The sequence below is a fragment of the Paenalicyclobacillus macrosporangiidus genome (assembly GCF_900116805.1).
GTDB lineage: Bacteria > Bacillota > Bacilli > Alicyclobacillales > Alicyclobacillaceae > Alicyclobacillus_H > Alicyclobacillus_H macrosporangiidus.
In genome coordinates this window covers 1-22,464 of record NZ_FPBV01000025.1, presented here as the reverse complement: position 1 = coordinate 22,464, position 22,464 = coordinate 1, and the positions used below count along the sequence as shown (strand labels likewise).

Annotated in this window: 18 protein-coding genes, 1 pseudogene and 1 riboswitch; of the genes and pseudogenes, 4 read left to right on the top strand and 15 right to left on the bottom strand. The window is 60.9% G+C overall.

Annotated elements, in window-relative coordinates:
• Window positions 1-3 precede the first annotated feature (3 nt).
• A complete protein-coding gene (locus tag BM357_RS16045; protein ID WP_074955807.1) occupies window positions 4-1,191 on the bottom strand; it encodes an acyl-CoA dehydrogenase family protein in 1,188 nt (395 codons plus the stop codon).
• Between the two features lie 176 nt (window positions 1,192-1,367).
• Window positions 1,368-1,452: riboswitch (cyclic di-GMP riboswitch) on the top strand.
• A 510-nt stretch (window positions 1,453-1,962) separates the two neighbouring features.
• On the opposite strand from BM357_RS16045, the gene BM357_RS16040 reads away from it, so the two are divergent.
• Complete coding sequence (locus BM357_RS16040) at window positions 1,963-2,664, top strand: sigma-70 family RNA polymerase sigma factor (protein ID WP_083430600.1); 702 nt, start codon at window positions 1,963-1,965, stop codon at window positions 2,662-2,664.
• A 244-nt stretch (window positions 2,665-2,908) separates the two neighbouring features.
• Here the strand turns inward: BM357_RS16040 and coaA are convergent, their stop codons facing one another.
• The 3 genes from coaA to BM357_RS16020 form a co-directional block, all read right to left on the bottom strand.
• The gene (gene coaA / locus BM357_RS16035) at window positions 2,909-3,868 is read right to left on the bottom strand and encodes a type I pantothenate kinase (RefSeq protein ID WP_029421306.1); all 960 of its coding nucleotides are present in this window, start codon (window positions 3,866-3,868) and stop codon (window positions 2,909-2,911) included.
• On the bottom strand, window positions 3,865-5,100 hold the full coding sequence (locus tag BM357_RS16030; RefSeq protein ID WP_074955873.1) for an MFS transporter: 1,236 nt from the start codon (window positions 5,098-5,100) through the stop codon (window positions 3,865-3,867). The genes coaA and BM357_RS16030 overlap by 4 nt, the downstream gene beginning before the upstream one ends.
• Before the next feature lie 835 nt (window positions 5,101-5,935).
• Complete coding sequence (locus BM357_RS16020) at window positions 5,936-7,918, bottom strand: YjhG/YagF family D-xylonate dehydratase (RefSeq protein ID WP_074955801.1); 1,983 nt, start codon at window positions 7,916-7,918, stop codon at window positions 5,936-5,938.
• A 294-nt stretch (window positions 7,919-8,212) separates the two neighbouring features.
• Between BM357_RS16020 and BM357_RS16015 the strand changes: the two genes are divergently transcribed.
• Both BM357_RS16015 and BM357_RS16010 read left to right on the top strand, forming a co-directional pair.
• On the top strand, window positions 8,213-8,527 hold the full coding sequence (locus BM357_RS16015) for a hypothetical protein (protein ID WP_074955798.1): 315 nt from the start codon (window positions 8,213-8,215) through the stop codon (window positions 8,525-8,527).
• Between the two features lie 199 nt (window positions 8,528-8,726).
• On the top strand, window positions 8,727-9,491 hold the full coding sequence (locus BM357_RS16010; protein ID WP_175511561.1) for an NAD-dependent protein deacylase: 765 nt from the start codon (window positions 8,727-8,729) through the stop codon (window positions 9,489-9,491).
• Window positions 9,492-9,634: 143 nt separating this feature from the next.
• On the opposite strand, the gene BM357_RS16005 is transcribed toward BM357_RS16010, so the two are convergent.
• Both BM357_RS16005 and BM357_RS16000 read right to left on the bottom strand, forming a co-directional pair.
• Window positions 9,635-12,142 carry a bifunctional acetate--CoA ligase family protein/GNAT family N-acetyltransferase gene (locus BM357_RS16005; protein WP_074955795.1) on the bottom strand — a complete coding sequence of 836 codons (2,508 nt, stop codon included), beginning with the start codon at window positions 12,140-12,142 and terminating at the stop codon, window positions 9,635-9,637.
• 11 nt (window positions 12,143-12,153) lie between these two features.
• On the bottom strand, window positions 12,154-13,134 hold the full coding sequence (locus tag BM357_RS16000) for a quinone oxidoreductase family protein (RefSeq protein WP_074955792.1): 981 nt from the start codon (window positions 13,132-13,134) through the stop codon (window positions 12,154-12,156).
• 227 nt (window positions 13,135-13,361) lie between these two features.
• On the opposite strand from BM357_RS16000, the gene BM357_RS15995 reads away from it, so the two are divergent.
• Window positions 13,362-13,601, top strand: a complete 240-nt coding sequence (locus BM357_RS15995; protein ID WP_035462102.1) for a nucleoside triphosphate pyrophosphohydrolase family protein — start codon at window positions 13,362-13,364, stop codon at window positions 13,599-13,601.
• A gap of 55 nt (window positions 13,602-13,656) precedes the next feature.
• On the opposite strand, the gene BM357_RS15990 is transcribed toward BM357_RS15995, so the two are convergent.
• The 9 genes and pseudogenes from BM357_RS15990 to BM357_RS15955 all read right to left on the bottom strand — a co-directional run bounded on the left by BM357_RS15990 (window position 13,657) and on the right by BM357_RS15955 (window position 22,203).
• Window positions 13,657-14,628, bottom strand: coding sequence for a sugar phosphate isomerase/epimerase family protein (locus tag BM357_RS15990; protein ID WP_074955789.1), 972 nt, complete (start codon window positions 14,626-14,628; stop codon window positions 13,657-13,659).
• Window positions 14,629-14,709: 81 nt separating this feature from the next.
• On the bottom strand, window positions 14,710-15,870 hold the full coding sequence (locus BM357_RS15985) for a Gfo/Idh/MocA family protein (protein ID WP_074955786.1): 1,161 nt from the start codon (window positions 15,868-15,870) through the stop codon (window positions 14,710-14,712).
• The gene (locus tag BM357_RS15980) at window positions 15,867-16,907 is read right to left on the bottom strand and encodes a LacI family DNA-binding transcriptional regulator (protein WP_139234761.1); all 1,041 of its coding nucleotides are present in this window, start codon (window positions 16,905-16,907) and stop codon (window positions 15,867-15,869) included. Before BM357_RS15980 ends, BM357_RS15985 begins: the two co-directional genes overlap by 4 nt.
• Window positions 16,908-16,947: 40 nt before the next feature.
• On the bottom strand, window positions 16,948-18,051 hold the full coding sequence (locus BM357_RS15975; RefSeq protein ID WP_074955783.1) for a Gfo/Idh/MocA family protein: 1,104 nt from the start codon (window positions 18,049-18,051) through the stop codon (window positions 16,948-16,950).
• Window positions 18,052-18,106: 55 nt separating this feature from the next.
• Window positions 18,107-18,928 carry a carbohydrate ABC transporter permease gene (locus tag BM357_RS15970; RefSeq protein WP_074955780.1) on the bottom strand — a complete coding sequence of 274 codons (822 nt, stop codon included), beginning with the start codon at window positions 18,926-18,928 and terminating at the stop codon, window positions 18,107-18,109.
• Window positions 18,929-18,931: 3 nt separating this feature from the next.
• On the bottom strand, window positions 18,932-19,903 hold the full coding sequence (locus BM357_RS15965) for a carbohydrate ABC transporter permease (protein WP_245784048.1): 972 nt from the start codon (window positions 19,901-19,903) through the stop codon (window positions 18,932-18,934).
• Window positions 19,904-20,015: 112 nt separating this feature from the next.
• Window positions 20,016-20,693 carry an extracellular solute-binding protein gene (locus tag BM357_RS20525; RefSeq protein ID WP_281245612.1) on the bottom strand — a complete coding sequence of 226 codons (678 nt, stop codon included), beginning with the start codon at window positions 20,691-20,693 and terminating at the stop codon, window positions 20,016-20,018.
• 98 nt (window positions 20,694-20,791) lie between these two features.
• Window positions 20,792-21,085 (bottom strand): annotated as a pseudogene (locus BM357_RS20520) (extracellular solute-binding protein); the annotation flags it as partial.
• Between the two features lie 356 nt (window positions 21,086-21,441).
• Window positions 21,442-22,203 (bottom strand): sugar phosphate isomerase/epimerase family protein, encoded by a 762-nt coding sequence (locus tag BM357_RS15955; RefSeq protein WP_074955777.1) that lies wholly within the window; start codon window positions 22,201-22,203, stop codon window positions 21,442-21,444.
• Between the last annotated feature and the right edge of the window lie 261 nt (window positions 22,204-22,464).

Genomic DNA, 22,464 nt, shown 5'->3' with positions numbered 1-22,464 from the left:
TCGTCAATCCATCCATTCGCCCACTTTCACGTGGCCCTTGAGCAGATTGCGCGAGATGATGTACCGCTGGATCTCGTCGGTGCCGTCGAAGATCCGCCACACGCGCATCTCCCGGTACCAGCGCTCAATCGGCAACTCTTTGGTGTAGCCCATGCCGCCGTGAATCTGCAGGACCCGATCGCACACCCGGTTGGCCATATTGGCCCCGTACAGCTTTGCCATCGACGCCTGGTGGCGGTTGTCGAGCCCCTGATCGTGCATCCACGCGGCCCGCAGGGTAATCCACCGCGTCGCCTCAATCTCCACCGCCGAATCGGCGATCATCCACTGAATCGCCTGCCGCTCGGCGATGGGTTTGCCGAAGGTGACGCGCGTCTTGGCGTGATCGATGGCCATCTGCAGCAGCCGCTCGGCGGCCCCGACGCCGCGCGCGGGGATGACCCAACGGGCCTGGCCGATCCACTCCAGGCCGAGCTTGAATCCCCAGCCGACCTCGCCGAGCACGTTCTCCTCCGGCACCCGAACGTTCTCGAAAATGAGCGCCGCCGGATCCCACTCGCCCATCGTCGGGATCCGTTCCGAGCGCCAACCCATCTCGCGGTCGACGAGGAAGCACGTGATGCCCCCGCGCGCCCCTTTTTCCTTGTCTGTGACGGCGAACACCATGGCGAAATCCGCCTCGTTGCCGTTGGTGATGAAGATCTTCTCGCCATTGAGCACCCACTCGTCGCCGTCCTTGACGGCGGTCATCCGGATGCTGCTGGGGTCCGAACCGGCCCCGGGCTCCGTCAGCGCAAAACAGGAGCGCCGCTCCCCGTTGATGGTGGGAATGAGGTACCGCTTCTTCTGTTCCTCATTGCAGTAATAGAGGATGTTGTCGGCGGACCCGCCGAACGAGAAGGGTACAAACGTGCGGCCGAGCTCCATGTGCACCAACGCGGTCATCATGGCGCCGAGGTTGGCGCCGCCGTACTCCTCCGGCGTGTTGATCCCCCAGAAGCCCAGCTCCTTGGCCTTCAACTGCAGGTCTTTCAACTGCTCGCGGGTGATGCCCGGTTTGCCCTCGCGCTCGTTGCGCAGGACTTGCGGCTCGAGTGGCATCAGCTCCTTTCGCACGAACTCTCGTACCGTCCGCTGCACCATCTTCTGCTCCGGAGTCAAAGTGAAGTCCACAGATGTAACCCCTTTCATGATGTAACGAATGTTCGGTCGGTAGACTCATCATAACCTTTCGATATTTATGACCGGCCTCCTGCCGAGCAGAACCTGCTCCATCGACTTTTTTCCCGCAGATCTTGTTGACACTTGTCGAACTATGTCAGATAATCTACTAAAGACAGAGAGAGATTTTGTAACATACATAGAAAGTGTGATAATGGCAAACCAGTGGAAACGCTGGGACGCAAAGCCACGGGTCTACGGACGAATGTCTATGACAGCCGGGCTGCCACACGGAACGCCGATCAGACACGGCGATGGGGCAGCCCTGCGCATATTCGCAGGGCTGCCCGTTTTTGATGTGTGCGGAGTCACGCATACAGGGGTGCTTTTGATTCCATGGGCCGGGTGATGTGAAGTGAAACTTGTCTGCGAAAGACAGTATCTTTCGGCATGGGCTTCTCCGCGTTGGACGTGGCGATCCGTCTCGCCCACGCGGCCCATGCTTCCCAGCCTCGTCCTCGGGGCTGGCCTGCGGCGTCACCAAACAAAAGCTCCCCACCTCGAAAGGCCTCAATCTCATGGATGTTTGGCCCCAAGACGGCTTGCTGCTGGGTTTCAACGCCCCTACTCCATCTGTTCTGCGTTGGCTGGCCGTCGTCATCCCGTACAGGGTGGCACCGGGCATGGCCGGAATCCCGTGGTGATCCCGGCGCCTTGCCCTGCCGGTGAAGCAGATGGCGGCGCACGTGAAGCTGCAGTCGTTGGCCACCTCTTTTCAGCGGTGAAGGTGAGGTGAGCCCAATGGCCGTGGCATCCTTCACGCACAAAGCAACCTTGCCTTCCTGCGGTGACGAGACGGTGTTGTCGCTCCTGAATGACGAGGCGTTGATCAGTGCCTATCGCGGCGGCAATGAACAGGCCCTCGCCGTGTTGTTCGAGCGCTACCGGCCTTTCATCCAATGGAAGTCACGCATGTATTACATCAGCGGCGGCGATCGCGAAGACCTGGAGCAAGAGGCGCGCATCGGCCTGTTTGAAGCCATTGAATCGTATCGCCCGGGTGGGCCCCCATTTGGGCCGTTCGCTCGCATGTGTATCACGCGCCAGATCCTGCAGGCGGTGAAGGTCGCCAACAGCCGAAAGCACCGGCTCCTCAACAACGCGATCTCCCTCGACGCGCCCGTGCACGGCGAGTACGAAGAAGATCGATCCCTCGCCGAAATCCTCGCGGATCCCTGCACACCCACTCCGGAAGACATCGCCATGGCGCGCGAGCACCTGCACGGAATCCGTGACGCGTGCGACACGCGCACACTTCCGCTGGTGCGGAGAAACCGCCACGACACGCACCTGACACCCTTGGAGCGGGACGTGCTGTTCCTCTTCGCCGTCGGGTATTCGTATCACGAGATGTCCCAGCGGCTGCGGAAGAGCAGCAAGGCGGTGGACAACGCGCTGCAACGCGCGAAAAAGAAACTCGCCCAGCACCTGTCCCGCGCATGACGGTGGAACCAAACGACAGACCAGCGCGGGAAACGCGCGAGGGCCGGGCGCCCACCTTGGCGTCCGGCCTCGTCGTACGAAGGCCTCTGTTCACTTGGCCCGGATGTAGTACACCCGCGTCGCGTCGTCCCTCTGCTCCGACAACAGTTCATGCCCATGCACCCGCCAAGCCATCCCGCGAAGCGTCGGGGCATCGGGCGCAGCGGCTTGCGAAGCACTAGCGAAGCCCGGCGCCCCTACGCCCCTACAGTTTTCTCAACAACACCTGCCGCACGGTGTGATCCTCCGCTTTCTCCAGAATCAGGTGGGCGCGATTGCGGGTCGGCGCGATGTTCTCCCGCAGGTTGACCGCGTTGATCTCCTCCCAGATACTGAGCGCCGTGCGCTCCGCCTCTTCCGCCGTCAGGTCCGCGTAGCGGCGGAAGTAGGATTTCTCGTCCCGGAACGCCGTCTCCCGCAGCGTCTGGAACCGCTCCACGTACCAGCGCTTGATGTGCTCCTCCTTGGCATCCACATAGATGGAGAAGTCGAAGAAGTCAGAGACGAACACCTGGGGTGCCCGTTTTCGGCCGCCGTCCGGGTTGGTCTGCAACACGTTGAGCCCTTCGAGGATCATGATGTCCGGCTGGCGGATGCGGATGAACTCCCCGGGAACGATGTCGTAGGTCAGGTGCGAGTACACCGGCGCCAGCACCTCCGGCTTCCCCGACTTGACGTCGGCGACGAACTGGATGAGTCGCCGCACATCGTAGCTCTCCGGGAACCCCTTGCGCTTCATCAGGCCCCGCTCCTCGAGGACCCGGTTCGGGTAGAGGAAGCCGTCGGTGGTGACGAGATCGACCTTGGGATGATTTGGCCACCGGGCGAGAAGCGCCTGGATGATGCGCGCCGTCGTGCTCTTGCCCACGGCGACGCTCCCCGCGATCCCGATGATGTACGGCACCTTCGCCTCCAGATGCCCGAGAAACGTGTTCGTCGCCTGATACAGATTCTGGGTCGCCGCCACGTACAGATTGAGCAGGCGCGACAGCGGCAGGTAGATGTCCGCCACCTCGTCCATGGAGACCCGCTCGTTGATGCCCCGCAGCTGTTCCAGCTCCGCCTCTGTCAGCGGCAACGGCGTGGAGTCGCGCAGGTGGCGCCACTCCTCGCGGGAAAAGGTGATATACGGTGAAAACCTCTGCCTGGTTCCCTGGTTCGTCATACGGTTCCTCCTCTGGAGCTGGCCGCAGTAACCGTGCGCGTGAGCCGGGACAACCGCATCTGCAGCCCCATCGCCAGCACGGTGAATCCGAGGATCATGGCGATCACGCCGCGCCAAGCAAACGCGCTCCAGAACAATCCCCCGCAAAATCCGCCCACACTCGATCCCATGTAGTAAAAGAGAAGATAGAGGGAAGACGCCTCCGCCTTGTTCCCGGCGGCACGCCATCCCACCCAGCCGCTCGCGATGGAGTGGCTCGCGAAAAATCCAAACGTGAACACGGCCAACCCCAGCACTTTCCACACCAAGCCCATGGGAAGCGTGATGAGCGCGCCGAGGGCCATCGTGCTGGTCCCGATCCACAAGGTCAGGCGACGCCCGTGGCGGTCGGCCACCCGCCCCATCCAGGCAGAGCTGAACGTGCCCACCGTGTACACGACAAACAACCACCCCACCGCGGTCTGGCTCAACCGGTACGGCGGGGCCATCAACTGATAACCGATGTAATTGTACAGAGCGACCTGCCCGCCCATCAACAGAAACGCGATGCCAAACAGGCACAGCAAACCTGTATCTCGCAGGTGTCCCGCGTACACCCCGAGAGCCCGGCGAAACCGCTGGCGAACAGGTTCATTCACTCGCCGCGGCTGAAAGTTCCGCGCGACGGGCAAGATCCACCAGAACACCACACCCAGGACCACGCCAAGGGCGCCGAGAAATCCAAGCGCCCACCGCCACGACAGCCAGTCGCTGATCATCCCGGTGATGATCCGCCCGGACATCCCGCCCACCGTGTTGCCGGCGATGTACAGGCCCATCGCGTATCCCAGGCTCTTGGGATCGACTTCCTCTCCCAGGTACCCCATCGCGATCGACGGCAATCCCGCGAGCGCGATGCCCTGCAGGGCGCGGACCACCAACAGGCTGGCAAAATCCCGGACCCACGCGGAGATGAGCACCAAGATGGCCGAAGCCAAGAGGGAGAAGGTCATCAGCCGCTTGGGGCCATACCGGTGTGACAAGGACGCCATGAAGAGCATCCCGATGGCCAGCGCCGCGGTGGTCACCGACAGCGACAGGCTGGAGACCGCGGGAGAGACTTGGAAGTGTTGGGAAAAGGCAGGCAATAAGGGCTGGATACAATACAGGATGGTGAACGTCACCCAAGCGCCGATGAAGAGCCCGAAGCTCGCCTTGCGAAACTCCGGAGTCCCCTGCTGAATGTAAGTCACCTGCATCGCTCCCGGCATTCGGTCGTCACGTTCCTATGATGTTCCGAAATCCGCAAAATGGCAAGCACCAGGCCCCCCAGCGGCGTTCCAGCGGGTCTTGCGGGTCGCTCGCTCAGATCGCTTGGAATGCTCGAATCGCTTGGAGACTAAGGAGGCCCCTCTCGCATCGTCTTCCCTAGGTTGTACGGGGATGAGAGCGTGAAGCGGGTGACACGGATGGATTCGAGCCACCGTTGAACGCGCCCGAAAGAGTGTACGATCGCAGATCGGGTACCGGGTGCAGAGGGGAAACGAATTGAACGGAGAACAGCCTGGCTGATTCGGGAGCAGGGGAGGCCGGGCCGGGGGCGAAGGCGGGGGCGTGGCACGGGCGGATGGGGACATGGGTGGATGGTCGCGGGCCTGTGCAGGGACGGGACGGGGCCAAAGTGGTTGTGAAAGACTTGTGTTTACTGAAGTTCTTCACCTTATCGGATCGGCGAAGCCCGAGTTAACATCAAAATGTTTTGTATTGCCCTGTTTCCACGAGCCGTTAATATCACGATTGTTACTATCGCCTCCCACTCGGCGGTTTCCGCCCTCGACACCTCCCGCTCTTGCCACTTTTCACCCCTGCCGCCCGCGTCTGGGGCCTGGGCCAGCCTGAGCACCAGCGGCCACCCGCCCGAGGCTCGGGGCCCCGCTCTACCGGCGACCTGCGCCGCGCCGCCGGAGCCCCGACCGCCCACATCACCGGCGCCCCGCCGGCTCCCGCACCGGCGACCGACCTCCAGCCGGGCCCCCGGGCCGCACACCAGGGTCCCCGGTCCCCCGCCGGGGCCCGGCCTCTACGCCCCTACCACCCGAGCGCTTTCTTGCCCGCCTCCAGCGCCTGGATGATGCGGTCGACGTCGTACACCGCCCCGCGCCAGGTGCCGCCGCTGACGTTCTGCAGCGCCGCCCACAGACGCGTATCGTCCGGCAAGTCCGGGTCCGGGCTGAGTCCCGGGTGCGGATCGCGGCGTGCCAAAATCGCGTCCCCATCCGCCGGCGTCCCGGGTTCGTCCCCATCGCCGACGAAGTTCACCCGGCCCTCGAGGCGGTTCAAATCAATCTCCACCTCAATCCAATCGCCGTCGCGCAGCTTCCCGATGGGCCCGCCCGCCAGGGCCTCCGGCCCCACGTGGCCGATGCAAGCGCCGGTCGACACCCCCGAGAAGCGCGCGTCCGTGATGAGGCACACGTGCTTGCCGAAAGGCAGGTGCTTCAAGGCGGACGTGAGCTGGTACGTCTCCTCCATCCCTGTGCCCGACGGCCCGCGCCCGGCCAGCACCATGACGTCGCCCGCCTGGATGGCGCCCCGCTTGATGGCCGCAATGGCATCCCGCTCTGACGTGAACACCTTGGCGCGACCCCGATGGCGGTAGACGCCGTCCGCGCCGACCACCGACGGATCGATGGCCGTCGACTTGATCACCGACCCTTCCGGCGCGATGTTGCCCACCGGGAACGTCACCGTCGACGTGAGGCCACGCGCCCGCGCGCGGTCGGGGCTCATGATGACATCGTCGGGATCGATCCCGTCGGCCTCCTTCAACCGCGCCCGCACCGCGTGCCTGCGCTCCGAGTCCTCCCACCAGTCGAGCACCTCGTCCAACCTCACGCCAGCCACGGTCTTGACCGACGTGTCGATCACGCCGAGCCTCCGCAGGTGCAGCATCACCTCGGGCACCCCGCCGGCGAGGAAGGCCCGCACCGTCGGGTGGTATTCCGGCCCGTTGGGCAGCACGCTCACCAGGCGCGGCACCTCCCGGTTGACCCGGATCCAGTCCGCCACCTCCGGCACCCGGCAGCCGGCCGCGTGCGCAATGGCCGGGATGTGCAGCAACAGATTGGTCGATCCGCCGAAGGCCGCATGCACCACCATCGCGTTCTCGATGGCCGCGTCCGTCAGGATGTCCCGCGTCGTCCAGCCGAGCTCCAGCAACTGCAGTGCGGCGCGCGCGGACTGACGTCCGATCTCGAGCCAAATGGGCTGCCCGGACGGCGCCAGGGCCGAGTGCGGGATCGCCATGCCGAGCGCCTCCGCCACCACCTGGCTGGTCGCCGCCGTGCCGAGGAACTGGCATCCCCCACCGGGCGTCGCGCACGCCCGGCACCCCATCTCGGCGGCCTCCTCAAGGGAGATCTCGCCGTGGGCGTAACGCGCCCCGATGGTCTGCACCTTGCCCGCGTCCTCGCCTTCCTCGGCGGGCAACGTCACCCCGCCCGGCGCCAGCACGCAGGGGAGGTGGTGCATGGATGCCAGCGCGATCATCATCGCCGGCAGCCCCTTGTCACAGGTCGCCACCCCAATCACCGCGTGGCGCGTCGGCAGCGATCGGATCAGGCGGCGCATCACCAGCGCCGCATCATTGCGGTACGGCAGCGAGTCAAACATACCCGCTGTGCCCTGGGATCGGCCGTCGCACGGATCGCTCACGTACCCGGCGAACGGTACCCCGCCCGCGGCCTTGACCTCCTCGGCTGCGGCCCGGGCCAACAGGCCCACCTCCCAGTGGCCGGTGTGGTACCCGAGTGCCACAGGCGTCCCGTCCTCCGCTCGGATTCCCCCCTGCGTACTCAGGATCAACACCTGCCGGCCGTGCAGCCGCGACGGGTTCCACCCCATCCCGACGTTCTGCGTCCAACCAAACAGGTTTCCGCTCGGTTCATTCAACAACATCTCCGGCGTCAACGGCAGTTGCCCCGCCGGGCCCTGTGCCCTCGTCTGAACCTGATATTGCGCTGTATCCGTTGAACCGATCACCCGTGCCAGGGAACCCGTCTTCTCCTGCATCCCTCTCGCTCCTCCCTGCTGCAGTCGTCCGCCGTGGTCGTCTTCCAAGGTCGTCCGGGCTCCGCCGTCCGAACATCCCGGCTGGCGTGAGCGCTTCCAAATTCCAAAATAAAAATGCAACGGCACGCGGCGCAAGGCCACGCCGTGCTCAAGGGGGTGGAACCCCCTCTCATGTCCTCTAGCAAAAAACGTGCCAGCCCCAAATTCGTCCGCGTCTCCGTGCTTTGGGAGTTCGTCCATACCAACTATCCAAGGGTTGCATACATGTGTTGCAGCGAGAGGAGGGAAGTGTACATGTTGACACACGCTCATTGCATCCGCTTCGTGGGCCAACACGTCGTGTTCCGCACGCGGGACGGGGTGCTGCACCACGGCATCCTCCACAACGTCACGCCCCACGGCATATACGTGCGGCCGATCCGCGGCTCCACCACGCGGCTGGCGAGCGGCACCTCGCATCCCGACGTCCACCTGCTGGGGGAGTTGCCCGCCGGCAGGCCGGATCAAACCCCCGGAGCGACAGGTGATGTGACGGAGGCATGGTGGCCGTTCTTCTTTTTCCCGTTCTTCGCCCTCTTGGCGCTCGCCCCGTGGGCTTGGTGGTGGTGATCCCCTGTTCGCTCTCCTGCCCGTCCGGCCGCAGCGCCGTCCTGCGGCCGGTGTCTACGTTCGCCTGCGATCCCGCTTCCAAACCGGGTTCCCTCCCCACCGACCGCACCGGTATAATGGCCACAGGAGACATGCGAGCGTTTTCGCCACCTGCCTTCCCCAGGTTTGGGGAGGCACTGCGACCGAGGAGTGGTCCTGTGTGGAGAATCAGCTGAAGACCCTGAGAACTTGGTTGGGGGACAGCCACCGGATCACCGTGCTCACCGGCGCGGGCATCAGCACCGAGTCCGGCATCCCGGACTTCCGATCCGAGAAGGGTGTCTGGCAGGACGAAGCGCTCCTCGCGGCGATGACCGATCATCACCTGCGCAACAATCCGGATGATTTCTGGCCGAAATACAAACGGACCTTCCTGCGCCCGGAATATCTGCGCGCCCAGCCGAACGAAGGCCACAGGGCCCTCGCACGCCTGGAGGCGCAAGGCAAGAGGGTCACCATTATCACGCAGAACGTCGACGGCCTGCATCAACTGGCGGGCAGCACCCGGGTGTGGGAGGTTCACGGAAGCGCGCGGTCGGCCCGCTGTCCCCGGTGCGGAACCGAATACGGCCTCTCGCACATCCTCAGCGAGGACGTACCGCGGTGCACCTGGGAAGACGTCAAGGGCTCCGTCTGCGGGCGGGTGCTGCATCCCGACACGGTCCTGTTCGGACAGGCCGTCCGCCATTACGGGGAAGCCCTGCACGCCGTCCAAGACTGCGACCTGCTTTTGATTATCGGCACCTCTCTCACCGTCGAGCCCATCGCCAGCCTGCCGAGGTTTGCGGACCGCGCGTCCACGCGCATCGTCCTTCTCAATCTGGATGAAACCGACTTCGACGACCGGGCCCACCTGGTCATCCACGCCAAGGCGGGAGAGGTGCTGCGTCAGGCCGTTCCCGCCGGCGGGGCGGCGCCAGCCTGACCCGGTCCCACGGACAGCGCAAGACTGACCCTGATGAACCGTGCCACCCTGATCCACCCCACGGGCAGCGCCATCCCGATCCGAACCGACGGATAACGCCAGCCTGAACCCCTGACCCGCTCCAATGGATTTCCCAAACCACTTCAGGTCCTTTCGCGGCCGGCCGCCTGAAGCCGCACGTCCCGGACGCGCCACGCCCCGCCGGTCCACCGCGCCAGCGCACGTACAGACAGCACCTCCGGGACCTCGTCCGCCAACCGCGACAGGCGCAGCAGGAGGTCGGGGAGCAGGCCGGTGCCGGGATCGTCCGCATCCAAGAGCACGCCGGCCATCTCGCGCGCGTCCACGTCGGTGATGGGGACGAGGCGCACGCACGTGCGCGGAGGCCGGACCACCTGCGGATCCCAGACGGGCTCCGGCGGATCGGCGCGGCGGGCGAAGACCAAGGGGCCGAACAGCGGATCGACATCGATGCCCAGCACCAGGACAGGACTTCTCGCCATCTCCTCCACCTGGTCCGCCTCGGCCGCCTCCGCGACGATGCCCGCGCACGCCAGGATCGCGCGTGCCTCTTCTGCGCTGAGCAAGCGCGCGTCCTCGCCCTGGACCGCCCGCAGCCGCTGGCGCGCCGCATCACACGCGATGCCGTCGAGGTCGGGGATGCGCCCGGGCGTCTTGGCCCGGTACTCCGCGTACTGCGCCGCCTTCGCCAGGGCCCTCACCGCCTGCTCCGGGAACGGATACACCGGCACCCGCTGCACATCCGCGTCCAGGGTCCGCACCATGTACTCTCCCGTCGTGAGGAAGGTCGCGATCACGGGCTTCGTCTCAGTCGCCCCGGCTGCAGTGCCGCCCGCCTTGCTCTCGCTTGCACTCGCTTCAGCGACGCCGGACTTCGGGACCGCCCCCGCGCCCGCTGCAGCATTCCCCGCCTCGGCCGCGCCTGCGCCCGCCGCCTCGCGGATGGCGTCTTGAATCGCCTGGGCGACCGCCTGCTCGTCCCGGGACCCGACTGGGACGAACAGCACCAGCACCGCGTCGACCCCCGGATCGCGCAGGACCTGCGGCAACACCAGGCGGTATCCTTCCGCCAGTGCCTCGAAGCCGAGATCGATGAGGGGCGGCACGAACTCGAGCCCCTCCCGCCGCAGGGCATCCACGGCGATGACCGCGCCGCCCGCCGAGTTGGTCACCACGGCCACCCGGCGGCCCTTCGGCAGAGGCGCAAACGCCAGCAGGACGGCGGCGTCGAACAGCTCCTGCAGCGTGTCCATCCGCAAGATCCCCGTCTGCTGGAAGAGCGCCTCCACCGCCTGTTCGCTCGCCTCTGCCGCGGCCGCGCGCGCCTCCGACACCATCGCTCCGGCCGGGGTGCGCGCGCTCTTGACCACCAGCACCGGTTTGCGGCGCGTCACGCGCCGGGCGATACGGGAGAACCGGCGCGGGTTCCCGAACGATTCCAGGTAGAGGACCACCAGGTCGGTGGCGGGATCATCCTCCCAGTACTGCAGGACATCGTTGCCCGAGACATCCGCCTTGTTACCCAGGCTGACGAAGCTCGACACGCCGATGCCCGCCCGCTCGGCGTACTCCAGGATGGCCACCCCAAGCCCGCCCGAGTGGCTGGCGATGGCCAGTCTCCCGCGCCTCAACGGATGCGGGGCGAAGCTGGCGTTCAGGCGGACGTCCGGATCCGTCGTCAACAACCCCAGGCAGTTGGGGCCGATGAGTCGGCACCCGGCCGCGCGAAGGCGGCCGACCACCGCGTCCTGCAGGGCGCGGCCCTCCGCCCCCTGTTCCGCGAACCCGGACGAGAGGATGGTGACGGCGCGCACCCCCGCCGCGACGCAATCGTCCACCACCGGCAGCACCTGGCCGGCGGGTACGGCGATGACGGCGAGATCAATCCGATCCGGCACCCCCCCCACCGACGGATACGCCTTGACCCCGGCCACCGCCTCCGCGTGGGGGTTGACGGGATACACGACGCCGCGAAAATTCCCTGCGATCACGTTGCGCAACAACAAGTGCCCCAAGCTGTCCGGGTCCCGCGAGGCGCCAATCACCGCGACCGTGCGCGGCCGGAAGAACGGGTGCAGCGACGCGGCCGTCGCCAACTTCTCGCGGGCCTCCTGGAGAGCGCGCGACCGCTCCGTCTCCCCGAGCGGCAGCACCAGGTGGTATTGGTTGTGTTCCAGCCGCCGTTTCACCTCGTAGCCGCTCGAGTGGAACACGTCCAGCATCTTCTGGTTCTCCGCCAGCACGTACGCCTCGAAACGGGTGAACCCGTGCCGCCACGCCCGCTGTGCCAGGTGCTCGAGCAGGAGGGTCCCGAGCCCCTTGCCGTGCAGCTCGTCGTCCACCAAGAAGGCCACCTCGGCCGTGTCTTCGTCCACCGGGGTGTAGGTGCCGATGCCGAGCGCGCGATCGCCCGCCACGCACACCAGCGACAGCCCGTCCGGCCCGCGCCCCCGCACCATGCGGCTAATCTCCTCGTCGCTGACCTCCCGCACCATGTGGAAAAACCGGAGGTACAGCGAACCCGGCGAGGCGCGCCGAAAGAGGTCGCGGATGAGGGATCGATCCCGCTCCTCGTCCCGCGCCTCCCTCAGCTCCGCCACCCGGCCGTCGCGCAGAATCACCCGCGCCATCCTCGCCCCTCCTAGGCCATCACCAGCAGCACCTTTCCGAGCGTGCCACGGTTCTCCATCACCGTGTGCGCCTCCGCCGCCCGCTCCAGCGGATACCGCCCGCACACTGGCACCTGCAGCCGCCCCGTGGCCACCAGTTCCAACACCCGCTCCGCCGAAGCGCGCAGCGCCTCCGGTCGGAACCGGCGAGTCGTCCCCATGCTGTACCCCAACACCGACCGGCACGTGCTGTGCAGCTCGGCGGTGTCCACCTGCCCGTAGGCGCCGGCGGCGTTCCCGTACACCACGAGGCGTCCGAACCGCGCCAGGCAGCGCAGGTTGTCGGCGAACGCGGGCCCCCCCACCGCGTCGAGGATCACGTCGGCGCCGCGCCCGTCCGTCGCGGCCAGCACTGCATCGGCGAAGCCGCCCGCGGAGTAGTTGATCACCACATCCGCCCCGTAGCGGCGCGCGTGTTCCGCTTTCTCGTCGCTGCCCACCGTGCCGATGACCTGCCCGGCCCCGAGGATCTTGGCCAACTGCAGGGCCACCGTCCCGACGCCGCCCGCGGCGGCGTGCACCAGGACGGTCTCACCCGGCTGCAAGCGCGCCACCTTCGTCAACAGCTCGTAGGCCGTCACGCCGACCGTCGCCAACGCCGCGGCGGTCTCCAGGTCCACCCCGTCCGGCACGGGATACGCCAGCACCGCCGGCGCCACCGCGTACTCGCTGTAGGCACCGCCCTTCGGGAACGCCATCACCCGCTGGCCGACGGCCAGCCCGGTCACCCCTTCCCCGACGGCGTCGACGGTGCCCGCGAGATCGAGCCCCGGCACGAACGGTGGCGCCCCGGCATGATGGTAGTTCCCGTATCGCGCCTTCACGTCCGCAAAATTCACACTCGCCGCCGCGACCCGGATTCGCACCTCGCCAGGCCCGGGCTCCGGCACCGGCTGCTCGACCACCTGCAACACATCCGGTCCGCCCAACCGGGAGACCACCACGGCTCTCATAATACCCTCTCCTTCTGTGGCTGAAATGCAGCGCTCATCGGCTGACACAAGAGTTTCAAAATGAAACGAAGAGACAGCGTCACCATCGAATCGCCGGCATCTGCCCCGACCCGAATTCAGTATACCGAAAACTCAGTTCACTGTCCCGCGGGCGACGGACGCGGTACAATGGCTGACAGAACCAGAACCCAGGCGCGGGCGATTCCGCCGGAAAGGACGCGATCCCGTTGACACGCCAAGAAGCCTTCCAAAAGATCCACGAGGAGCGCAAGCGACAGGACCACCTGCATCCCGAATGGCACGGGCATCAACACGGCTTGGTGGTGTTGGCGGAGGAATTCGGTGAAGTGGCCAAGGCCCTGTACGAGTACCACCAGGACCCAACCGCCGACCGGTATGAGGAATTGAAAGAGGAATTGGTACAGGTCGCCGCCGTCTGCGTGCGGTGGTTGGAGCATCTGGAGTGAGCCCGACCCGGCCGGCAGGCGGGCTCACTCGAGTGCAGCGGAAACGAGGACAGGGTCACGCCCACCACGCTTCCGCAGGCGATTCCCGGAGAAGGCAGCGTTTTAACATCTCGACGGCTTTCGTGAAGCCTTCGTCCACAGACGCCAGGATGTCTTCATGTTCGATGCTGAGTACTCCGTCGTACCCAATGACCCGTAACGTGCTGATGATGCGTTTCCAGTCCGATTCTCCCATTCCGTAACCGACGCTCCTGAATGTCCAGGCCCTGTGCAACACATCCTGATACGGTTTTGTATCCAGCACACCGTTCACTCGGATGTTCGCAGGATCCAACTGGACGTCCTTGGCGTGCACATGAAATATCGCACCGTGTTCACCCAGGACTCGAATCGCTTCCACGGGATCAATGCCTTGCCAGATCAGATGACTGGGATCAAAGTTCGCGCCGATCTGGGGACCGACGGCCTTTCGCAACCGCAGCAAGGTCTCTGGATTATAAACCATGAACCCAGGGTGCATTTCAAAGGCAATCTTCACGACACTGTACCGTTGCGCGAACTCTGCCTCTTGCTGCCAATATGGAATCAGCTTTTGGTTCCACTGCCACTCGAGAATCTCCTGATAGTCCGTTGGCCAAGCGCAGGTTACCCAGTTCGGATAGCGTGCAGCATCCGAGTCACCAGGACATCCGGAGAACACGTTGATGGTATCGACACCGAGTCGATTGGCCAATTGCACCGTCTTCCTCCATGTCTCATGGGCCCTCCGAGCGACGTCGGCGTTAGGATGCAGCGGGTTCCCATGACAACTCAAGGCACTGACGACCAACCCCCGTTGACGGATGGCTTCTTGGAAGGACAGCAGTCGATGGTCGTCTTCCAGCAACGAATCAGGATCGCAATGGGCATTTCCAGGGTAGTTTCCTGTTCCCAGCTCTATGGCATCCAATCCGTGGCTTTTCACCGTGTCCAACATCATCTCGAAAGGCTGGTGCTGAAACAGAACCGTCAGAACCCCAATACGCATGGAGAACTCCTCCTTGGTGTTCGGTAAATTTCGCGCAAACCGCCCTCGCCCTGGCTTGGGTCTGCCCCGTGTCGCCTCGTGTTATTCCGATGGTACGTCCACCCAAGCACGACTTCTTTGGCTCTGCAAAATGGCTTCGTTGACCAAAGCGCATTGGTATGCGTCCGCAAACGTCGCGAACGGAGGTTGCGGAGGACGGTTCCCCGCTTCACAGGCCAAGTACCGGTAGAACGCAAGCATCGTATTTTTCAAGCCATCTGCCCACGCCTCATTGTGACCGCCAGGATAGTGACAGAATGTCCGAGCTCGCTCATGCAGAAGGGTCGGATCATCGAGGACGATCTCATTGGGACGGTCTCGGTGCCCGATCCACAGTCGTTCTGGTTCTTCCTGGTTCCAACAGGCGGAGGCCTGGCTCCCGTCAATCTCCACAGTCAGCTTGTTCTTCCGGCCCGCACTCACCTGGGAGACGAGAAAGGTGCCGCTGGCGCCTCCATCCATACGAAACAGGACCGCACCATAATCCTCCGTCTGTACGGACTCGTCGTACACGTGTTTCTCGTCGTTGGCGATACCGAAGGTCTGCCTTGAGGTTGCAGGCCGCCTGCGGACAGGGATGACCGTTCGCAAATCCGCGCAGACCGACACAACCCGTTGACCAGTGACATGTTGAACCAAGTCTATCCAATGGGAGCCAATGTCCGCGATCGCACAGAGCGGGCCTCCCTCTCGCACGCGGATTCGCCAGTTGTAGTCCGTGTCGTAGAGTAACCAATCTTGCAGATAGTGCCCGTGTACGAGGTAAACGGTTCCCAAATGTCCATCCGCGACCAACGCCCGCAAATGCTGAACCATTGAATAGGCTCGGTAGTTAAAGTTCACTCCGCCAATGACGCCGTGTTGTTCCGCAAGTTCACATAGCTCCCTGCACTCTCCCGCGGTGATGGCGAGAGGTTTTTCCGACAGCACGTGCTTTCCGGCCAGGATTGCGGCCTTGTTGATCTCGAAGTGAAGGTGATTCGGAGTACAGTTGTGAATCACGTCTATTTCCGGGTCATGTAATACTTCCCGATAGTCACCGTACGCTTTGGGAACACCAAGTTCCTCCGCCTTCTGTCGAGCTTGATCGAGACTGCTGCCGACCACGGCGACTACGTCGGCAAAACCCAGTCGGCGCACGGCTTCTATGTGAGCTGGCCCGATGAAGCCGATTCCAATAACCGCAGCCCTCAGTCGTTTCACAGTGTAACCCCCTCGACGCGGTTGCCCGTTTGCTCCGAACCGGAAACGTCCATGGTAGAACCGCGCACGACAATGCGGTGCGACAATACCACCTGCCTGCGCCTGGGTGCCCGACCTTCCACAATGTCAAGCAGCATGCGCATCGCATGGCGGCCAATGTCATACTGCGGTTGGTGGACGGTGGTCAACTCCGGCTCGACCAGCATGGCTAAAGGAATGTCATCAAATCCGATGACCGACAGATCTTCCGGAACTCTGATCCCCAAACTCTTCGCAGCCTTGATGGCACCTACAGCCATCTCATCGTTCGCGGCAAAAACCGCCGTGGGCGGATTGTCGAGCGACAGTAGCTTGAGCATGTTATGGTAACCCGATTGAACGGTAAAGTCCCCTTCTTGGATCAGACGATCATCCAGCTCCAGGTCGTGTAATTGGACCGCTTGGCGATATCCCTTGACGCGATCACGAGACAATACCACCGCCATGGGGCCCGAAATGTGAGCCACACGTCGATGTCCCGATTCGATGAGAAATTCAGTTGCCGCTCGAGCCGCACCGACATTATCGATGGAAACCGTAGGAATATCCAGGCCGTCGACGTACTCACAAGCAAGTACAAGCGGTACATGTTCACTGACTTCTTGGATTTCCTTGTTCGGAATCCTTGCAGTAGCCAGGATCAATCCATCTACCGCCCGTTCCCGAGATAATTCGATGAACTCGCGCTCCAGCGACAAGCGATTTCCGGTATCTCCAAGCAGAACGTAATAACCTCGCTCGTGCGCAACATCTTCAAACCCCTGCACAATCTTCGCAAAGAAAGGGTTTGTAATATCCGGAAGAACCACCATGATCGTCTTTGCCGACATTCGGCGTAAATTGCTGGCCAGTCGGTTGGGCTTGTAGTTCAATTCTTCAATGACGCGCAGCACGCGTTCCTTTGTCTCTTTGGAGACATGGGGGCTTCCTGCGAGAACTCTGGACACTGTTGCACTCGATACATTTGCCGCCTTTGCGACATCGGACATTTTCACCAAGTCTGGTCAGTTCCTTTCCGTGAGTCCCACATCGCTCGTTTTAATCCAGTGTCCACGGCAGTAGCCCCATTGGCAGGGGACTCGGCCGCTGACAGGTACTTGTCACCTCGTACTTATGCCCCGACGCCGAGGACGTGTATATACCGTGCATGACTTCCAAAATATGAAATGCCATCTCACCATGGACACGATGGGCTCTCCCCGTCCGCAGCGCATGCGCCATGTCGGCTACGCCGATCCCGCGTGAATTATCCGAGTAACCATGGGTGAGGGGGATTTCATCCCATCGCTCGGCTCCTTGTCGACGAATGCGTACAGGACCTCCGAAAGTGTTTGGATCGGGTACACTGAGCGTGCCTTCCGTTCCGTAAATCTCGATCTTGCGGGTGATCTCGGAGTGGATCACATCGAAACTGGTGATAAGATTCCCGATGGCTCCGTTGTCGAATTCCAGTATCGCCACCACGTGAGTCGGTACCTCCACGGTGATCCTTTGTCCAAATTTCGGTTCGCTGGTAATGAGCCGCTCTGGAAAGGTGATTCTAGCCGATCCCGACACGTGTCGAATGGGACCCAAGAGATGAACGAGAGCGGTCAAGTAGTAAGGACCCATGTCAAACAAGGGGCCTCCACCGGTCTGGTAGAAGAATTCTGGGTCAGGGTGCCACGACTCAGGCCCGGATTTCAACAGAAATGCCGTAGCACCGATCGGTTTGCCGATCCATCCGTCGTCGATCAGCTTCCGGCACGTTTGTAAGCCTCCACCCATGAAGGTCTCGGGCGCACACCCAACCAACAACCCCTTTGATTTCGCCAGGTCCAGAATGCGTCGACCATCATTGAGATGTATGGCCAGTGGCTTTTCAACATACACGTGTTTGCCAGACTCGAGAGCGGCCAGTGTCACCTCGGCATGTGCCTTAGGAACCGTGAGATTGACGACGATATCAATCTCTGGATCTGCCAATAGTTCATCCACACTGCAGGCTTTTGGAATCCCGAACTCTGTGGCCCTCATCTGTGCCCTCTCGAGCACCAGATCGGCACATGCGACCACATCGAGAACGTCAAAGTTCTTCAAGTTCTTAATATAGGTACTGCTGATCACTCCGCATCCGACAACGCCTACCTTTACGCGTCCCATGTTCCTTGCCTCCACTTTCACCTGATTGTAAGACTCAACAGAAAGACCTGAGAGCTTAGCCTTTCAAAGCGCCTCCAGCCAGACCCTTGATAACCTTCTCCTGTGAGACAAGATACACAGCCAGGACAGGCACAGTTGCCAAGGTGAGTGCAGCCATCAATCCCGGGACATTCACCGAGAACTCACCGTAGAACTTCTGAAGCCCGAGGGGCAGGGTCATGTTCTCCGGGCTGTTGATCAAAACGAGTGCAAAGATGAACTCCATCCAGATGTGGATGAAATTATAGATCACCACAGTGGATAGAGCCGGACCGGACATAGGCAAGACGATTCTCCAAAACACACCGAAATCCGTCGTTCCGTCTATCCTGGCCGCTTCCTCCAGGGCGTCCGGTATCTCCTTCATGAACTGTGTCAGGATGAAGATTGAAATTGGCAAACTGAATGCCACATAGGGGCCGACCAATGCAATCAATCTGTCATATAGACCCAAATGGTTTGTCAAAATGAACGTCGGGATCAAAGTGGCATGCACCGGAAGCATCATGCCCGACACAAATAGCAAGAACAGGGGCTTATTCAGGCGAAACTTCATACGGCTCAAGGGATAGCTGGCCAGCGCAGCGAGTAGAACCACCAGGAACACAGATGTAAAGCTGATGATCACGCTGTTCACAAAGTACCTGCTCAACCCCATCTGGAACACGGAAGAATAATTCGTTAGGTTGATGGACGTGAACAGGGAAAACGGGCTTTGAAAAAATTGCTGCTGGGTCTTAAAGGACGTCGCCAGCATGTATAGAAACGGATACCCGGTGAACACCAACAGAGCCGCCGCAAGACCGTAGAGCAACACTCTCTTTATCAATGCGACCATACCTCAACCCCCTCTCCGCTGTCTGACAAACTCCAAGTACTGGATGACAACGGTCACTATGAACGCAACCAAGAACATCGAAAACGCAATGGAGCTTGCATAACCCATGTTGAAGTCCACAAAAGCCGCCTTATACATGTAGGTTCCCAACAACTCTGTCGCGTGATCGGGACCACCACCGGTCATGATGTAAAAGAGATCAAATGACTTGAGAGAGCCCACGATGGCCAGAATCGCACTCGACACAATCGTTGGCATGATCAAAGGCACTGTGATCCGCCAGAACTTTTGCCATGCAGTCGCTCCATCCAATGAGGCGGCTTCATACAGTTCCTCTGGAATCGCCACCATGGCGGCTTTGAATAGAATCATATAGAATGGGGCATATTGCCACACAACCACCAACAGAACCGCGTACACCGCGATTCTCGGATCACTTAACCATTGGATCTGCCAGTTTTGAATCCCGACCGTCCGAATCAGGTGATTCAATGGACCATTGAGAGGATCGAAGATGTACGTCCACAACAACCCGATGGCCACCGTCGACATGAGAAAGGGAAAGAAATACACAGTCCCGAAGATTCTTCTCCCTCGAATCGGCGACAGCAGAATTAATGCCATCACCATTCCCAGGGGAATCTGTACACACACCGATGCCAAAATGACGAGCACATTGTTCTTCAGCGCTGTCCAGAAGATAGAGTCTCTTAAAAGATGGACATAGTTCTTAAATCCGATGAAGGTCATCGTACTCTGTCCATCCCATGCAAAGAAACTATCGATCAGCGTATCAACAATCGGATACATGACGTACACAACGTACACAAACAGAGCAGGCAGGATGAATGATGTGATCACCGCTACTTTTCGCCATCGCCCTGTTCGGTACTCGGATGAGCGTGCAGGGACCACGGTCATTTGAGCGCCAGTACCTGTGACAGATTGTACGGCTTGCTGAGTGTTCCCAGACACAACGGTTCCTCCCCGCTGCAGCAAACTTGACATTGCGTGTCGTTTTGTTAAGGGACGCGTGACACCTTTTGTTCACGCGCCCCTTAGGCGAGAACCACGCTACGAAAGCCTGCTATTTGAGAACCTCCTTAGCCTTGTCCTCCACTTTTTTAAGTGCGTCCTTGGGCGATTCAGTCAACCCGAAGATCGCCTGCGTTGCGTCCAGGTGCACCTGTGCCAAGTCGGGCGGGAGGGTCTGATCATACGGCCATTGCATATATTTGGCATTCTGGGCCAGATCGGAGAATATCTTCACAAACGGGTCGGACGAGGAAACCCCAGTGACCGCAGTCACGGAACCGGTTTTGTTCGCATACTCCTGGGCGGTTTCCGTGCTTGTCAATTCTTTTACCAGGTCTACAGCGAGATCCGGGTACTTGGTCTTGGAGGAAACAGACCAAACGGGAGCGGTGACTGCATTCACGTCTGACGGATCACCCTTCCCACCAGGTACCGTCGGAAATGGAATTACCCCTACTTTCTTTTCGAAATCCGGAGACTCTTGCCGCCAGTTGTTCACGAATGAGTTGGACATGACCATCATGGCCGCCTGCCCGGAATACATCAGCTGCCGCGAACCACCCTGGTCATAGGACAAGCCGTTGAAGCCGGGATTGAAGGCGCCCATCTTAACAAGTTGCTGGATATATTCCCCCACCTTGACGTAGTCAGGATCGTCAAATCCGCGTCCTTGACGATGGAAGGCGGAATTGAAGAGATCTGGGCCGGCGATGCGGTCCGCCAAATACACGAAGAAATAGTCACCTGTCCACTTGGTCTGATTTGCCAGAGCAAATGGGTGATGTTATTCTTCTTCAATGTCTGAATGACTGACAGCAAGTCATCCCAAGTCTTCGGCGGCTGCAGGTTCAGTTTTTGGAATATCTCTTTGTTGTAGTAAACTGCGGTGACACTGAGACCAAGTGGAACCCCATACACCTTGCCGTTGAAAGTTGCGTTGTCGAGTGCGGCTTTCAAATAGTGACTGGAATCAATCTTGCCCGCGAGGTCCAACACCTGGCCGGCGTCCACGAATTGCTTTAGCCACCCTCCGCCCCAGGAATGGAAAACGTCCGGACCATTTCCTCCCGACATTGCCACCGCAAACTTCTGTTTGTACTGGTCGTTCGGGATCCGCAACATCTTCACTTGCACACCGGGATGACTTTGCTCAAACCGCGCTACCGCATCCTTATAGACTTGCTCCTTGGCCCCAGGGTCTATATACCAAAAATTTAATACCTTTTGGCCACCACTTGCACCGCCTCCTGCCGCAGTGTTCGCCGTATTCCCTGCCTGCGGAACACTGCCACCACAAGCGGTTGCGAGCACCATGGAGGATGCCAACAGAACGCCCGTAATCGTTTTCAAGATGCGTGAAAACTTGAATGTTTTAAGAGACAGTGTACGCAAGGAAACTCCCCCCTTGTAATCTACAATTTGACCGAAACCCGTGTCCACGGTTTACCACCTTTCTTCAAAACTGGCTATCCCCCCTTTCAAGCCAGCAGCGGAAGCAAATATTCTCGTGCGTAGCGCAAGCTGATGTTAACGCTTTCCAATGCCGGCCTTCTGCATCGATCCTGCTCCACAATCCACCACTCCACGCCATACCGATGACCCTCTCGAACGACGGAAACGAGATCCACACCTCCTGTCCCCAGCTCCGCGAAGAACTGCTCTTCATCAAGGGTCATATCTTTCAAATGGACCAGAAGGGTCCGGGGTCCGAGTCTCGCCAACCATTCAACCGGGTCCTCTCCGCCCTTTTTCAACCAGTAGACGTCAAGTTCCGCCTTCACCCAGTCAGGATCCGTCTGTTCAAATAGAATGTCTAATCCCGTACGGTCACCGAATTTGGTCAACTCCCAGTTGTGGTTATGGTAACTGAAGATAAATCCACTCTCGGCACATCGTCTTCCAACTTCATTCAGTATCAATGCAATTCGCTTGTAATCGTCTTCAGTCTGGCGCCGCTCTACGGGCACTGACGGACATACGATGTGCCGGTTCCCCAGTTGTTCCTGTTCTTTCAATACGGTCTCCAACTGGGTTTCCAACTGCACGAACGGAACATGAGCGGAAGCCACCCGGAGGCGGAATTTCTTCAATAAACGCCCCGCTTCTTCCACAGACAGTCCCCATGTGCCCGCCAGTTCGACGGCCTCATAACCAATCTCCTCGATTTTGGCCAATGTGCCGTGAAGGTCCACCTTACACTCCTCTTTCAACGTGTACATCTGAAGTGCGATGTTCGACATTTCGCCACCCCATTTGTAATCGATTACATTAATGATTGATCTAGATTGTGATACTTGCCCCAAAACCACACTTGAGAAGGATGCCGAAACGGACTCATGGAAAAAATGTGAACGGACGAAACCGATTACACAGAAGGTGGGAGAAACTGACTTGGTGTGCTTCTATCAGGCGCTATGCAGTTGCTCTCAACAACTGGGTTTTGTCAGGGTCAAACCACCTCAGTTCCAATCGTGTTGGCCAAAATTTGTCGATGAGGCTTG

Excerpts from the sequence above, each read along its gene's own strand:
- BM357_RS16045 (WP_074955807.1), bottom strand. The coding sequence starts at position 1,191 with ATGAAAGGGGTTACATCTGTGGACTTCACTTTGACTCCGGAGCAGAAG.
- BM357_RS16040 (WP_083430600.1), top strand. The coding sequence starts at position 1,963 with ATGGCCGTGGCATCCTTCACGCACAAAGCAACCTTGCCTTCCTGCGGT.
- coaA (WP_029421306.1), bottom strand. The coding sequence starts at position 3,868 with ATGACGAACCAGGGAACCAGGCAGAGGTTTTCACCGTATATCACCTTT.
- BM357_RS16020 (WP_074955801.1), bottom strand. The coding sequence starts at position 7,918 with ATGCAGGAGAAGACGGGTTCCCTGGCACGGGTGATCGGTTCAACGGAT.
- BM357_RS16015 (WP_074955798.1), top strand. The coding sequence starts at position 8,213 with ATGTTGACACACGCTCATTGCATCCGCTTCGTGGGCCAACACGTCGTG.
- BM357_RS16005 (WP_074955795.1), bottom strand. The coding sequence starts at position 12,142 with ATGGCGCGGGTGATTCTGCGCGACGGCCGGGTGGCGGAGCTGAGGGAG.
- BM357_RS16000 (WP_074955792.1), bottom strand. The coding sequence starts at position 13,134 with ATGAGAGCCGTGGTGGTCTCCCGGTTGGGCGGACCGGATGTGTTGCAG.
- BM357_RS15990 (WP_074955789.1), bottom strand. The coding sequence starts at position 14,628 with ATGCGTATTGGGGTTCTGACGGTTCTGTTTCAGCACCAGCCTTTCGAG.
- BM357_RS15975 (WP_074955783.1), bottom strand. The coding sequence starts at position 18,051 with ATGGGACGCGTAAAGGTAGGCGTTGTCGGATGCGGAGTGATCAGCAGT.
- BM357_RS15970 (WP_074955780.1), bottom strand. The coding sequence starts at position 18,928 with ATGGTCGCATTGATAAAGAGAGTGTTGCTCTACGGTCTTGCGGCGGCT.
- BM357_RS15955 (WP_074955777.1), bottom strand. The coding sequence starts at position 22,203 with ATGTCGAACATCGCACTTCAGATGTACACGTTGAAAGAGGAGTGTAAG.